Annotated in this window: 14 protein-coding genes and 1 pseudogene; 2 read left to right on the top strand and 13 right to left on the bottom strand. The window is 65.2% G+C overall.

The genetic code is table 11. The features are described 5' to 3' along the window. The first annotated feature begins 26 nt into the window (after positions 1 to 26). Positions 27 to 1,469, top strand: coding sequence for a hypothetical protein (locus NON00_RS13910; protein ID WP_256022084.1), 1,443 nt, complete (start codon positions 27 to 29; stop codon positions 1,467 to 1,469). A gap of 21 nt (positions 1,470 to 1,490) precedes the next feature. Here NON00_RS13910 and NON00_RS13905 read toward each other — a convergent pair whose 3' ends face one another. The 13 genes from NON00_RS13905 to NON00_RS13845 form a co-directional block, all read right to left on the bottom strand. Then, complete coding sequence (locus NON00_RS13905) at positions 1,491 to 2,261, bottom strand: hypothetical protein (protein ID WP_256022083.1); 771 nt, start codon at positions 2,259 to 2,261, stop codon at positions 1,491 to 1,493. A 172-nt stretch (positions 2,262 to 2,433) separates the two neighbouring features. Then, positions 2,434 to 2,772, bottom strand: a complete 339-nt coding sequence (grxD, locus tag NON00_RS13900) for a Grx4 family monothiol glutaredoxin (protein ID WP_256022081.1) — start codon at positions 2,770 to 2,772, stop codon at positions 2,434 to 2,436. A 14-nt stretch (positions 2,773 to 2,786) separates the two neighbouring features. Then, a complete protein-coding gene (locus NON00_RS13895) occupies positions 2,787 to 3,017 on the bottom strand; it encodes a BolA family protein (RefSeq protein WP_007003683.1) in 231 nt (76 codons plus the stop codon). 28 nt (positions 3,018 to 3,045) lie between these two features. Then, positions 3,046 to 5,259, bottom strand: coding sequence for a phosphoribosylformylglycinamidine synthase subunit PurL (purL, locus tag NON00_RS13890; RefSeq protein ID WP_256022077.1), 2,214 nt, complete (start codon positions 5,257 to 5,259; stop codon positions 3,046 to 3,048). 47 nt (positions 5,260 to 5,306) lie between these two features. Beyond that, positions 5,307 to 5,936 (bottom strand): transposase, encoded by a 630-nt coding sequence (locus NON00_RS13885; protein WP_256022074.1) that lies wholly within the window; start codon positions 5,934 to 5,936, stop codon positions 5,307 to 5,309. Between the two features lie 73 nt (positions 5,937 to 6,009). Continuing rightward, positions 6,010 to 7,518, bottom strand: coding sequence for a hypothetical protein (locus NON00_RS13880; protein ID WP_256022071.1), 1,509 nt, complete (start codon positions 7,516 to 7,518; stop codon positions 6,010 to 6,012). Next, a complete protein-coding gene (locus NON00_RS13875; protein WP_256022068.1) occupies positions 7,515 to 8,279 on the bottom strand; it encodes a hypothetical protein in 765 nt (254 codons plus the stop codon). The genes NON00_RS13880 and NON00_RS13875 overlap by 4 nt, the downstream gene beginning before the upstream one ends. Before the next feature lie 258 nt (positions 8,280 to 8,537). After that, on the bottom strand, positions 8,538 to 9,236 hold the full coding sequence (gene purQ / locus NON00_RS13870; RefSeq protein WP_256022065.1) for a phosphoribosylformylglycinamidine synthase subunit PurQ: 699 nt from the start codon (positions 9,234 to 9,236) through the stop codon (positions 8,538 to 8,540). Positions 9,237 to 9,279: 43 nt separating this feature from the next. Further along, a complete protein-coding gene (locus NON00_RS13865; protein WP_256022061.1) occupies positions 9,280 to 9,522 on the bottom strand; it encodes a hypothetical protein in 243 nt (80 codons plus the stop codon). Positions 9,523 to 9,562: 40 nt separating this feature from the next. Continuing rightward, positions 9,563 to 9,802, bottom strand: coding sequence for a phosphoribosylformylglycinamidine synthase subunit PurS (gene purS / locus NON00_RS13860; protein ID WP_256022058.1), 240 nt, complete (start codon positions 9,800 to 9,802; stop codon positions 9,563 to 9,565). Further along, a complete protein-coding gene (purC, locus tag NON00_RS13855) occupies positions 9,799 to 10,563 on the bottom strand; it encodes a phosphoribosylaminoimidazolesuccinocarboxamide synthase (protein ID WP_256022056.1) in 765 nt (254 codons plus the stop codon). Before purC ends, purS begins: the two co-directional genes overlap by 4 nt. A 248-nt stretch (positions 10,564 to 10,811) precedes the next feature. After that, positions 10,812 to 11,774: a tripartite tricarboxylate transporter substrate binding protein gene (locus NON00_RS13850; protein WP_256022054.1), complete on the bottom strand. Its 963-nt coding sequence runs from the start codon at positions 11,772 to 11,774 to the stop codon at positions 10,812 to 10,814. 172 nt (positions 11,775 to 11,946) lie between these two features. Beyond that, positions 11,947 to 13,821 carry an ABC-F family ATP-binding cassette domain-containing protein gene (locus tag NON00_RS13845; protein WP_256022052.1) on the bottom strand — a complete coding sequence of 625 codons (1,875 nt, stop codon included), beginning with the start codon at positions 13,819 to 13,821 and terminating at the stop codon, positions 11,947 to 11,949. A 229-nt stretch (positions 13,822 to 14,050) separates the two neighbouring features. On the opposite strand from NON00_RS13845, the pseudogene NON00_RS13840 reads away from it, so the two are divergent. Further along, a pseudogene (locus NON00_RS13840) lies at positions 14,051 to 14,355 on the top strand (hypothetical protein); the annotation flags it as partial.

The raw sequence follows: 14,355 nt of genomic DNA, 5'->3' as shown, positions 1-14,355 counted from the left end.
GGAACAATGCTGCGGGGGATGCCGCCATGCCTGAAGCCCTGCTCGCCCCGGAGGTTCTGACGCCGGCCACCCAGCCGGAGCCCCCGCCGCTCGCGCTGGATCCGGCCTGGCAGGCAGTCGCTGATCTGCTCGCCATCCATATCCGGCCCGGTGAGAGGGTGCTGGCCCCCCTCCAGTTCTGGCCCGCCCTCCCCGCCGGCGTCCTCGTCGAGGCGGAGCCGGGCGAGGCCGATACCGCCTATCACTGGGTGGTCTGCCACAAGGGGGAGATCGCGCCGCATAACCTGCTCTTCTGGGAGGCGCTGCCCGACCGCGCCTATCCCGTCTTCGCCAATGACGTCTTCGTTGTCTGGTTCCGCCGGCCCCGGCGTGCGGGCCTGCCCGCCCTGCGCCGCACCCCGCATCTGCGCGCCTATCACCGCCGCGTCCGTCGGCTGGTGCAGGCGCAGGACATGCCCATCCCCGGCCTGCCGGGGCGGCTGCGCCGCCTCGTCTGGCGCCTCGGCCGCACCCTGTGCCGGGTGCAGCCGCTCCCGCAGGCGGCGCTGCCCGCCAGTGCCGCCGCCCCGCCACGGCCCTCCAGCACCGAATACAGCATGCCGCTCTTCCTGCTGCGGCCACCGGCGGACCCGGCCCTGCCGTGGCGCTTCGCCCCGCCCAGCCTGGCGCGCCCCGTCTCCCAGCTCTGCACCGCCGAGCAGTTCAGCGAGCCCGCCTTCGCCCGGCTGAGCGCCATGCTCGGCATCCCGCCATCCCCCCGGCGCCACCGCAAGATCTGGGAGTTCTGCTACATCCTGGCCGCCATCGAGGCCGCCGGAATGCTGCGCCCCGGCCTGCGCGCCCTCGGCTTCGGCACAGGGGTGGAGCCACTGCCCTCCGCCCTGGCGGCGCAGGGCCTCTCCGTCCTCGCCACCGACGCCCCGCCGGAACTGATGGCCAGCCAGGGCTGGGCCAGCACCCAGCAGCACAGCCACGATGTCATGCAGCTTCACCGCCCGAAGCTGCTGCCGGCGGATCTGTTCCGCCAGCGCGTCACCCACCGCGCGGTGGACATGAACGCCATCCCGCCGGATCTGGCGGGCTTCGATGTCACCTGGTCCGCCTGCTCGCTGGAGCATCTCGGCTCGCTGCGCCACGGGCTGGATTTCATCGAGGCCAGCCTGGGCTGCCTGCGCCCCGGTGGCATCGCCGTCCACACCACGGAGTTCAACCTGCTCTCCAATGGCGTCACCCTGCAGACGCCGGAATGCAGCCTCTTCCGCAAGGTGGATATCGAGGAGTTCCTGGCCCGCATGGTCGCCGCCGGGCATGAGGTCTGGCCGCTCAACCTCTGGCCCGGCGGGCATGAGCTGGATGAGGTGATCGACCTGCCACCCTACCTGCCCAACCCCCAGGGCGCGCATCTGAAGCTGGATCTGCAGCGCTACGTCACCACCTCCATCGGGCTGGTGATCCGCCGGCGCGGCTGAGGCCGGCGGGGGAGGCGGCCCTCAGGCGGCGGCGCGCAGCCGGCGCCGCTGCCACGCCATGGCCAGCACCACGGCCAGCAGCGCGCCCGCCGCCAGCGCCACGCCCGGATCGAAGGACCGGCCGGCGGTGTTGGCATAGAGGATGGCCAGCAGCGCCCAGGCCACGGCCGCCGCATACCACAGCGCCCCGCGCGCCACCCACAGCACCCCGAGCGTCAGTCCGCCCGCCGCCAGCAGCACCAGAACCGCCGCCAGCGTGGCCCCCAGCCCATCGGCCGGGAACAGCCCGTGGATGCGCGCCGCCCCGGCGATATTGGCAAATGTCGCCACCGAGACCCACCCCGCCAGCAGCCCCACCAGCGGGTGGATCAGCCAGGATTGCGCCGCACCCTCCCGCGGCAGGCGCAGCTCCAGGAAGAAAGCCGCCAGGCTGGCCGCCAGCACCAGCAGGATCACCAGCACCAGGTGCCAGCCATTCTCGGTGAGCTGGCTCAGCACCATCCACAGGATGGAGGCGGCGAAGGCCCCCGCCAGCGGCCAGCCCAGCCGCCGCGCCGCCAGTGTATCCCGCCCCGCCGGCAGCGCCTGCCAGATGCCCCACACAATGCTCAGCGTGAACAGCAGGCCCCAGATGGAAAAGGCATAGCCCTGCGGCACCACGGGCGTCTGGCTGCGGGCGGACATCTCCGCCTGGGTGTGGCCAATGCCGAACAGCGGCGCCATCGCCCCCACCACCGGCTGCGCCAGCGGCAGCAGCAGATTCAGCAGGGTGCGCAGTTTATGGCTGGTCATGATGTCATCCCCGGGAACTTTCCTTGGGAAGGAAGATAAGGGGAATGCAGGAGGAGAAATAAAGTAACAGGAAGAAATCTTCTTTTTCTGAAGAAAAAGAAGCAAAAAGACTTTGCCAGCCGGCGCCCCGCCTCAGGTCCGAGGCAGGACGCCAACTGAAAAAAAGCCTGGATCAGGCGGCGGCCTTGTGCGGGATGTCCTTCTCGGTGAGCAGCTGGGTCAGCTCACCATTCTGGAACATCTCCATGATGATGTCGCAGCCGCCCACGAACTCGCCCCGCACATAAAGCTGCGGAATGGTCGGCCAGTTGGTGAAGGACTTGATGCCCTCGCGGACCTCCATGTCCTCCAGCACGTTCACGCCCTTGAAGGGCACGCCCATGTGGGAAAGAATCTGCACCACCCGGGACGAGAAGCCGCACTGCGGGAAAACCGGCGTGCCCTTCATGTAGAGGACCACCGGATTCTCGGTGATCTCAGCCTGGATGCGCTCGAAGACAGGGTTGCTCATAGGGGGAGGTTCCTTCAGGGGGCGGAGGTCTGCAGGGCAAGGGCGTGCAGCGCCCCGCCCATGCGGCCCTGGAGTGCGGCATAGACCATCTGGTGCTGCTGCACGCGGGAGCGGCCCCGGAACGCCTCGGACACCACGGTGGCGGCATAGTGGTCGCCATCCCCCGCGAGATCCTCGATCGTCACCTGGGCATCGGGCAGGGCGGCCTTGATCAGCGCCTCGATTTCCGCAGCCGGCATGGCCATGGGGTCGTTCTCCTGTCCGGTCTCTAGCTTACCGCGCCATCAGCGCAGGCAGGAAGCGCTCATGCGCCGCGCGCAGCTCCGCCACCGAGATGGTGACGCCACCCGCAACCACCAAGTCCTTGCCCCCGCTGCGGCCCAGCTTGCGCGCCGGCACCCCGGCCGCCGCCGCCGCCGCCAGCAGCGCCGCCGCATCCCGCGTGGCCACCACATAACGGCCCTGGTCCTCGCCGAACCAGAAGGCATGCGCGGGCAGGCCAGCCGGCGCCGCCTCCAGCGTGGCGCCGACGCCACCCTCCATGGCCATCTCCGCCGCGGCCACCAGCACGCCGCCATCCGCCACGTCATGGCAGGCCACCACGGTGCCATCCAGGATGCGGGCACGGATGAAATCGCCATGGCGGCGCTCGGCGGCCAGATCGACCGGCGGCGGCGCGCCTTCCTCCCGCCCGGCGATCTCGCGCAGCCAGAGCGACTGGCCCAGCCAGCCAGCGGTCTCGCCCACCAGCACCAGCTCCAGCCCTTCCGCCAGGCCATAGCCGATGGCCTTCGCCACATCCTCGATCACGCCCACCGCGCCAATGGCGGGGGTGGGGAGGATGCCCTTGCCCTCCGTCTCATTGTAGAGAGAGACGTTGCCGGAGACGACCGGGAAGTCCAGCGCCGTGCAGGCGCTCGCCATGCCGCGCACGGCGGCGGCGAACTGGCCCATGATCTCCGGCTTCTCAGGATTGCCGAAATTCATGTTGTCGGTGATGGCGAGCGGCGTGGCGCCCGTGGCGGTGATGTTGCGCCACGCCTCGGCCACCGCCTGGCGGCCGCCCTCCTCCGGGTCCGCCACGCAGTAGCGCGGCGTGCAGTCCGTCGTCATGGCCAGGGCGCGGGCGCTGTCCTCCAGCCGGACAATGGCGGCATCGGCGGCGCCGGGGCGCTTCACCGTCTGCCCGCCCACCGTGCTGTCATACTGGTCCCAGATCCAGCGGCGCGAGCACAGGTCCGGGCTGCCCACCAGCGTCAGCAGCGCCGCCTGCAACCCGGCCGGGTCCGCCACCGTGGCGGCCTCCAGCACCGGCTGGCGCGGCGTCTCCGCCGTCGGGCGATGATAGAGCGGCGCCTCGCTCTCCAGCGGCGCCAGCGGAATATCAGCCTCCAGCGCGCCCTTGTGGCGGATGACGATGCGGCCCGTATCCGTCAGATGGCCGATGACGGCGAAATCCAGCTCCCACTTGCGGAAGATCGCCTCGGCCACGTGCTCCTGCCCGGGCTTCAGGATCATCAGCATGCGCTCCTGGCTCTCGGAGAGCATCATCTCATAGGCCGTCATGCCGGTTTCGCGCTGCGGGACATGGTCCAGCACCAGCTCGATGCCCACGCCGCCCTTGCCCGCCATCTCGACGCTGGAGGAGGTCAGCCCCGCCGCGCCCATATCCTGGATGGCCACGATGACGTCCGTCGCCATCAGCTCCATGCAGGCCTCGATCAGCAGCTTTTCCGCATACGGATCGCCAACCTGGACGGTGGGGCGCTTCTCCTCCGAATCGGCGCTGAACTCGGCGGAGGACATGGTGGCGCCGTGGATGCCATCCCGCCCCGTCTTGGAGCCGACATAGACCACCGGATTGCCGATGCCCGCCGCGGCGCTGAGAAAAATCTTGTCCTTGCGGGCGATGCCGACGGTCATGGCGTTGACCAGCGGGTTGCCATTGTAGGAGGGGTGGAAATTCACCTCGCCCCCCACGGTGGGGACGCCGACGCAGTTGCCATAGCCGCCAATGCCGCGCACCACGCCATCGAGGATGCGGCGGGTCTTCGGGTGCTCCGGCGCGCCGAAGCGCAGGGCGTTGAGGTTGGCGATGGGCCGCGCGCCCATGGTGAAGACATCGCGCAGAATGCCGCCGACGCCGGTGGCCGCGCCCTGGTAGGGCTCGATGAAGCTCGGGTGGTTGTGGCTTTCCATCTTGAAGACGGCGGCCAGGCCCTCACCGATGTCGATGACGCCGGCATTCTCGCCCGGGCCGTGGATGACCCAGGGCGCCTTGGTCGGCAGCTGCCGCAGCCAGACGCGGCTGGACTTGTAGGAGCAATGCTCCGACCACATCACCGAGAAGATGCCGAGCTCGGTGAGGGAGGGCGCGCGGCCGAGGATGGCCAGCACGCGGTCATACTCGTCCGGCTTCAGGCCGAATTCGGCGGCGAGCTGCTGGGCGCGTTCGGGGGCGAGGAGGGCGGGGGTCGTGCTGGACATGGACGGCTTTTCGGCAGGGCGGGCGCCGTTGTCCAGTGCTGGATTGGTCATGGCCACCCCCAGCAGACCGAGCGGCTGATGCGGGCCCGCCCCCAGGCCGTCCGCAACAGGGATCGCAGGGCGGAGAAGCGTTCCTTCCAGGCCCTTGCGGGGGTGGTGGCGGGCGGTGTTCCGGCCGCCTCCGCCGGCGGGGCGGCGGCGCGCAGCCAGGCCAGGGGCTGGCGGAGGAGGGTTTCGGACAAATCCGGGTCCGGCAGCAGCCAGGGCGGGGCGCGCAGGGCGGAGCGCAGGCCGATACGGCGGATCAGCACCAGCAGCGGCAGGCCGAGGATGCGGTGGGCGCGGCGGGTGGCGCGAACGATGAAATGCTCGATGGCGCGCAGCGGGTGGCTCGGTGCGGCTTCCGCCAGGGCGACCAGCAAGCGCTGCCAGAGGCCGGCATGGATGAGGCGGCAGAAATAGCGGGCGACGGTGTCGGCCTTGCCGAACCGCTCCGGCAGCGCCCGCCAGGGGGCGTGGCTGGTGGCGAGGGCGAAGATGCCGTCCATGCGCTGCCGCAATTCCCGGAGGGGGCGGCCCTGCGGCGAGCGGTGCAGCAGATAGGGAAGGAGCGCCGCCCATTCCTGGTCCGTCATCGGGGCCCAGGGGCGGGGCGGCGTCAGGCGGGATGCGCTCATTCCGGGAGGCTATCAGGGAAATTTGCTGTGGGCAAATTTTCCTAAATTCTGAACTTGGTTGGCGATAAACTTGCTACATCCAAATTGCCTGATAAACTACATTTTTAATTCTATTCATTTTGGCGCGACCAATCCCCTCAATTCTAAGCAAATTTGTGTCAGATATAGAGGCGAGGTCAGAAACAAGGTGAAGGTTAGCGCGTGTGAGCCGTTGAATCATGTCGTTAGTCAACCCATATGGGTACATCTTGCTTTTTTGCAAAAAAGATATTTCTTTTGATAGAATGCTGAGATTTTCATTATTATCTAGATCTGGAAGAGTAATGTTTTTAAAAACATTACTATTGGTGTGAATTTCAGCAGGTTCACTGCTGTTTAGGATCATATCCCTGATGTTTTCTAATGTAAGGCGTTGAGTTGGAATAAATTCGAGAAGACTACAAATATTCATGGCGAACACAGGCCCTCTACCACCAGAGCGCATGGCGCGAGATGCCTCTCTTTTCGAAACAAATCCAAGATATTCAAGTATTTCCATTATTTTTGAGTATTTACTAATAATATTTCTGTGGATAAGCACTTTATCTTGAAATGATAATCTTGATTTTTCTCGAAGAGATTGCCCGATATGCATGCATAATGCTTCCATGATTGAACGAGCGGGGCCCTCCACCAAAGGCTCGTAAACGCCAAGTTTAGGCGCGACTTCTTCCATCAGCGGCCAAAAGTGATCGGTCGAAAGCTCAAGCAAAGATTTGTTTAGCTGAGGAATCCCAATTTTTCTTTCATATTGAAATTTATTACAGGCAAGTATAAATCCACGCATATTGCCGACAACTGCTCGTCCAAGCAGGTTTGCGAACTGATCAGGCAATAAACGATCAGAAAATAATGAACGATCGGATAGTCTTGGGTATCTTAGCCTCATCACCTCAGGAAATAGATTTGGTGTCGAAGATACATCTGATCGTGTAATATCAACTAATGTTGAATCATTAAACACATCAAAGCGGATGCCGAATTTTGTAACGCCTGGGTAAATCGCGGCTTTGCACGAAATGAGGCTGCTGGAAATCGTTCTGAATAAATCGAAAAAAACTTCTAGAGACTTCTCTCGACCAATGTGTGCAGGATCATCAAAAAGAAGAACGATTCTCCTATTCGAGTTTTGAGAAAGCTCCGAAAGATTCCTTTTTAGTGAAGATTCGTCATTGCATTCTCCAAACGTAAAATTAAGCCTTCTTTTTTGAATTTCTGAACTGATTTTTTCGGATAAAATATCACAAAAGTGCCTGATGTATTCGTTTCCGTCCGCTTGAAGCAGCGGGAGGTATCTCAGACTGACATAGACAGGCAAAATGTTGGGCACATTTTGCATGCGCCGATGGGCCTCAAGCAGTAGGGCGCTTTTGCCGCTGCCTCGGCCGCCTCTAATGAGGACGGGGCCATGCGCAATTAGCTTGCGGATGACACTTTCATCGTTCGTAGTAAAGCTATGATATTGAACGAATGAATCCTGAGGCCACTCCTCGGCAGCCAAGACAAGGCCTGCGTCGCTTCTATCTAAATTTTGACTAATCATTCCGTTTTGCTCCGAAAATCGCAATAGATTTCCCACGCCTCATCTGGACTGCAAGAAGAAATTGATGTTGATATAAAATTAGAAATAAATCCAAATTGACTAACTATTTTTGCCGTGCTTTTTATTAAATCTGTCACCGTATTGTCGTCATAGACCATTGCTGTTGTGAAGAATTCCCAGTGAACGCCCTTAGATAAAGAAGAGTATAAACCCTGACATGTTCCTTTATATTGAACCATAAATGTTTCTGGATCTAATAAAGAAAACTCACTCTTTATCGCGCTGGCGGGTTTTTTTGAAACATAATCTAATGATTTTGCCATAGCGTTTTTCCAATACATATGATTTGAATATTGAGAAAATAATGCCCTGCTGATTTTAGAAGAGTCATGCTCAATATTCCATAATGCTGTTGTTGATTTTTCATCGATCGGAATAACATCTCCAAACCAAGAGAATGAAGATTTTGCTCGTTTTCCATGAATATATTCGGGTTGATTTTGAAATTCACTGAGGTAAATAATTCTAAATGAATCTAGTCGAGCCATAATGGCGGCGAAAGAATTTTCCATGAAAACTCTAGTGCAGAATGGCCCGAGCGCAATTCTATCGACGCTGTCATCACGGTTTAGCAAATCAACCATTCGATCTGAAAACTGAACTATCGAACTTGACAGCTGTAACAGAGCGCTTCCTGCTATTCCGTCAATATTTTGATTTCCGCACATCAGTTGGCCAACGCCGTTGATCGTCGCAGACAATTCTCACCTCCTTGTAGGCGACAGACGAGCCCATCACGAGATTAGCTTTGCCGCAGCTGCTCGGTAAAGTCGGTTCGTAGTTATTTCGAATTAAATTGGCTCGAATATGAGCTAAAAATTTCAGCTCTGCGGGTGAATTTTCGATGTTCCAAAGGTATCCCGCCGCAGATGGCCCGCCGGCTGTAGCTGCCGGAAGCACCAAAAGCGCGAGGCCTCCCGGCCCCGCGCCCACCAACTCTCCGAACTGAAACCCCCCGCTCAGGCCGCCGCCAAAACCCCCGCGATGCTCTCGAACAGCGGAAGCCCATCCGTCCCGCCCATCAGCGGGTCCACCAGATCTTCCGGGTGGGGCATCATGCCCAGGATGCGGCGGTTCTCGCTCAGGATGCCGGCGATGTTCTCGCGCGCGCCGTTGCGGTTGGCCTCGGGCGTGGCGGCGCCGCTGGCGTCCACGTAGCGGAAGGCCACGCGGGCCTCGCCGTTCAGGCGGGCGAGCGTCTCGTCATCGCAGAAAAAATTGCCGTCGCCATGGGCCATCGGGGCGCGGTAGACCTCGCCCTTCTGCCAGCGGCTGGTGAAGGGGCTGTCGCTGGTTTCCACGCGCAGGTGGCAGTCCATCGAGAGGAAGCGCAGCCCGGCGTTGCGGAGCAGCGCGCCCGGCAGCAGCCCGGCCTCGGTCAGGATCTGGAAGCCGTTGCAGACGCCCAGGATATGCCCGCCCTTCGCCGCGAATTCGGCCACCGCCGGCATGATGGGCGAGCGTGCCGCCATGGCGCCGCAGCGCAGATAGTCGCCATGGGAGAAGCCGCCGGGCAGCACCACCAGGTCCGTCCCGGCGGGCAGGCTGGTTTCCTGGTGGAACAGGATGGTGGGCTTCTTCCCCGTCGCCTTGTGCAGCGCGATCGCCATGTCGCGCTCGCGGTTGGTGCCGGGGAAGAGGAGGATGACGGCGTTCATGCGGCGGGCCCCGGAAAGGGAAGGGGAGGGGAGGGGGGAAGCATCACTGGAGCCAGACGCGCACCCAGTGCAGCCCGCCCATCAGCAGGATGGTGACGAGCGAGGCGAGGGCGGCGGCGGTGATCCACAGGTCGAGCCGGGCCTTGGCCAGGGCGAGCAGCCCCGGCCGGCGCGCCCGGCCCCGCTGGGCGGTGGCCACCTGCGGCAGGCGGCTTTGCCGCCAGCGCAGCCCCATGCCGATGAGCAGCGTCAGCAGCAGCATCAGCAGGAGGGAGGCCTTGACCATGGGGCGCGCGCGCTCCGGCGTTGTGGCGGCGGGTCTGGCCTCAGGCCAGTTCGACGCGGAAGCTTTCGATCACGGTGTTGGCCAGCAGCTTGCGGGCCATCTCCTCGGCCTGGGCGCGGGCCTTGTCCGGGTCGGTCTCGGCCAGTTCCAGCTCGATGATCTTGCCGGTCCGCACTTCGCCCACGGTGGCGAAGCCCAGCGTGCCCAGGGCGTGCTCGATGGCCTTGCCCTGGGGGTCGAGGACGCCGTTCTTCGGCATGACGGTCACACGCGCCTTCACTGCATCACCTCCGGGCCCTTCATGTCACGAATGCCGGCCTCTGGCAGGATGCCGAGGCGGCGGGCCACTTCCTGATAGCCTTCCTCGACCCTGCCCAGGTCGCGGCGGAAGCGGTCCTTGTCCATTTTCTCGCCCGTGTTGGCGTCCCACAGGCGGCAATTGTCGGGGCTGATCTCATCGGCGAGGACGATGCGCATGTCCTCGTTCTCGTAGAGCCGCCCGAATTCCAGCTTGAAATCGACGAGCACGATGCCGACGCCGAGGAACAGGCCGGAGAGGAAGTCGTTCACGCGGAGCGCGAGGGCCACCATGTCGTCCAGGTCCTGTGTCGCGGCCCAGCCGAAGCAGGTGATATGCTCTTCCGACACCATCGGGTCGTTCAGCGCGTCGTTCTTGTAATAATACTCGACGATCGAGCGCGGCAGGCGGGTGCCTTCCTGGATGCCGAGGCGCGTGGCGAGGGAGCCGGCGGCGACGTTGCGCACCATCACGGAGAGGGGGATGATTTCCACCTCGCGGATGAGCTGCTCGCGCATGTTCAGGCGGCGGATGAAATGGGTGGGGACGCCGATTTCGCCCAGGCGCGTCATCAGGTATTCGCTGATGCGGTTGTTGAGCACGCCCTTGCCGGTGATGATGCCTTTCTTGGCGCCGTTGGCGGCGGAGGCGTCATCCTTGAAATACTGCACGAGGGTGCCGGGCTCCGGTCCCTCGAACAGGACCTTCGCCTTGCCTTCATAGAGCTGCCGGCGTCGCGCCATGATCCACGAATCCCTCTCGCCGCCGGTTCTAGAGGGGGGCTCCGGCGGTGTCCGGGCGGGCTATAGCAGGCGGGGGCGCCCATCGCCACCGCCGAAGGGTGCATGCGCCGCATGACCCTCGCGCGATTCTTTATGTGTGCGATGTGTGCGCTCTTTCCCCCGGAGGCGCGCCCTTTGCTGGAAAAAGTTTTTTGGTCCTTTTTTTCAAAAAAGGACGGCTTTTTCTGCCCTGCTTTCTTTCTTTTCCCTCACCCGTCGATGGTGACGCCGGTGAGTTTCACCATCTCCGCCCAGCGCGCGACTTCTTCCTTCTGGAAGGCGGCGAAGGGGCCGGGGGGCAGCGGGTCGAGGGTGAAGCCGCCGGAGGCCAGCCGGGTGCCCATCTCCGGCTCGGCGAGGGCCTGGAGCATGGCGGTGGCGATGCGCTGGAGGATGGGCTCCGGCGTGCCGGCCGGGGCGAAGAGGCCGAACCAGGCATCCACCGCCAGGTAGGGCGCGCCGGCCTCGGCGGCGGTGGGGATATTCGGGAATTCCGCCAGCCGGGCGGGCGCGCCGATTTCCAGGGCGCGCAGCTGCCCATCCCGCACCAGCCCGGCGACGGAGGGGAAGGTGGCGACGTAGAAATCCACCGTGCCGGCCACCGTGTCCGTCGCCGCCGGCGCGGCCCCCCGGTAGGGGATATGGGTGGCGTCCATCTTCTCGCGGCGGACCAGCGTCTCGGCGATGACGTGGCTGGCGGAACCAGCCTGGGAGGAGGCGTAGCTCAGCCGCCCGCGCCGGCCGCGCTCGATCAGCGCCGCCAGGGTGGTGGCGGGGTAATTGCCCGGCACCACCAGGGCGTGGTGGACGGTGGCGAGCTTGGCCAGGGGGGCGAAGCTGTCCAGCACATGGTAGGGCAGGCGGGGCATCATCGCCTGGTTGCTGGCGTGGGTCTGGTTGTGGCCGAGCAGGATGGTGTTGCCATCCGGCGCGCTGCGGGCCGCGGCCTCGCTGCCGATGACGCCGCCGGCGCCGGCGCGGTTGTCCACCACCACCGGGCGGCCGAGGCTGTGCTGGGTGCGGTCGGCCAGGGCACGGGCCAGGAGGTCGGTGGGCCCGCCGGGTGGGGCCGGGACGATGATGCGCAGCGGCGCGGTGCCCTGCGCCTGGACCAGGGCGGGGTGGGCGAGGGCGCCGGCCAGACCGGCGCGCAGCAGGGTGCGGCGTTGCATGGTGTTTCTCTCCCGGGCGGGGGTTCTTGGCCGTTTGCATCCCACGCGCGCGGCGCGGCGCCAAGGGGGAAGGGGCGTTCCTGTGGGATGCGCGTCTTGAGAGGGGCTTCGCCCCTCTCAAACTCTCCCCACCAAAGGCCTGAGGCCTTTGGAAACCCTTTTGGGGGCGCCCTCAGGCCGTCTCCAGCTTCTCCTGGATTTCCAGCCACTCCTCTTCCAGGGCGGCGACCTGCTTGGCGATGGCGCCCTGGCGCTGGCTGGCCCAGGCGATGTCCTCCGCCTTGAAGCGGGCATAGGTGTCCGGGTCGCCCAGCTTCTTCTCCAGCAGGGCGGCCTCCTTCTGGAGCCTGGCCATCTCCGCCTCGATCTTCGCCACGCGCTGGCGCAGCGGAGCCAGGGCCTGGCGGTTCTCGGCGCGCTCGCGGCGCTCATCGCGGCGGGTGGGGGCGGCCTCGGCCGGGCTGCCGCGGGCGGCGCGGGCGCGCTCGGCCAGCAGGGCGCGGTAGTCGTCCAGGTCGCCCTCGAAGGGCGTCACCTTGCCATCGCCCACCAGCCAGAGCCGGTCCGCCGCCAGGGTCACCAGATGCGGGTCGTGGGTGATCAGCACCACGGCGCCGCCAAAGGCGGCCAGCGCCTTCACCAGCGCCTCGCGCGCGTCGATGTCGAGGTGGTTGGTCGGCTCGTCGAGGATCAGCAGGTGCGGCGCGTCGCGCGTGCAGAGCGCCAGCAGCAGCCGCGCCTTCTCCCCGCCCGAGAGGGAGGAGAGGGTGGTGGTCGCCCGCTCCTCGTCCAGGCCGAAGCGGGCGAGCTGGGCGCGGCACTGCGTCTCGGTGAATTTCGGCCCCAGCGCCGCCTGCATGTGGGAGAGCGGGGTGCCGGCCATGTCCAGCTCCTCCGCCTGATGCTGGGCGAAATAGCCGACCTTCAGCCGCCGGTCGCGGTGGGTGTGGCCACCCAGCGGCGGCAGCCGCCCGGCCAGCAGCTTGGCGAGGGTGGACTTGCCATTGCCATTGGCGCCGAGCAGGGCGATGCGGTCTTCCTGGTCCAGCCGCAGCTCCAGCCCGCGCAGGATCGGCCGCCCGTCATAGCCGACATCGACGCGCGAGAGGGAGAGGATGGGCGGCGCCAGCTCGCCCGGGTCGGGGAAGGCGAAGCGGGTGGGCGCATCCTCCACCACCGCCTCGATGGCCGGCAGCTTCTCCAGCGCCTTGAGGCGGGACTGCGCCTGCCGTGCCTTGGTGGCCTTGGCGCGGAAGCGGTCCACGAAGGACTGCATATGCGCGCGCTGGGCGGCGATCTTCTCGTTCTGCGCCTGCTGCTGCGCCGCGCGCTCGGTGCGGACGCGCACGAAATTGTCGTAGCCGCCGGGGTAGAGGGCGATCTTCAGCCGGTCCAGATGGGCGATGGCATCGACGCAGCGTTCCAGCAGCCCGCGGTCATGGCTGATGACGATGGCCGCGCCCGAGAAGCGGGTGAGCCAGCCCTCCAGCCAGAGCGTCGCCTCCAGGTCGAGGTGGTTGGTCGGCTCGTCGAGCAGCAGCAGGTCCGGCTCCAGGAACAGCGCCTGGGCCAGGGCCACGCGCATGCGCCAGCCGCCGGAGAATTCCCCCACCGGCCGCGCCTGCGCCTCCGCGTCGAAGCCGAGGCCGGAGAGCACGGTGGCGGCGCGGGAGGGCGCGCTGTCCGCCCGGATGGCGATCAGCCTTTCATGGATCTCCGCCAGCTGGGTGCCATCGGTTTCCGTCTCCAGCCGGGCGAGGAGGCTGGCGCGCTCCGTATCGGCGGCGAGGACGGTGTCGAGCAGGTTGGTGCTGCCCCCTGGCGCTTCCTGGGCCACATGGGTCATGCGGGCGCGGGTGGCGAGGCGGATTTCCCCGCCATCGGCCTGGATTTCGCCGGTGATGGCGCGGAACAGGGTGGATTTGCCCGCCCCGTTGCGCCCGACGAGCCCGATCTTGCGGCCGGGTTCCACCACCAGCTCGGCCCCTTCCAGCAGGGGGCGGCCGGCGATGCGGATGGTCAGGTCACGGATGGCGAGCACGGTCATAGGCGGGGTTTAAAGCATCCAGGGGCCGGGGCGAAAGCGCGCGGCCCTGCCACGGGCGCCCCCACCCTGAAAAAAGGTTTTTTTGGTTCTTTTTCCCAAAAAAGAACTTCTTTCTGTTTCCTTCCGGCCGGCGGGAGCTGTGTCACGATCTGTCACGCACCCTGGCGGGCGCTGCGGTGCGGCCCTAGGGTGCGGCGCCCGATCCTGCCTTTGAGACGCGCCCCGCCGCATGAGCCTCACCACCGAACCGCCCCTGCCGCCATGGCGGACGCCGCTGCCCTGGCGGCTGGGGCCGGGTCTGACGCTCTCGCTGCTGCTGCATGCCGGGCTTCTGGCCTGGCTGCTGATGACCTACACGCCCAAGCCCATGCCGAGCGGGGCGCCGGAAGAAGGCGTGCCGGTGGTGTTCGAGGCAACGCCGGAAGGCCCGCCCCTGCCGCAGCAGGAGCCGCCGCCCGCCGCGCCGGAGGCCGCCGGCACGGAGGCGCCGCTGGCCCCACCGCAGCCCGAGGCGCCGCCCGCGCCCCCTGAGCC

It is taken from the genome of Roseomonas sp. GC11 (assembly GCF_024437745.1).
Lineage (GTDB): Bacteria > Pseudomonadota > Alphaproteobacteria > Acetobacterales > Acetobacteraceae > Pseudoroseomonas.
Note: the sequence above shows the minus strand (reverse complement) of the source record. Positions and strands in the feature narration are given on the sequence as shown.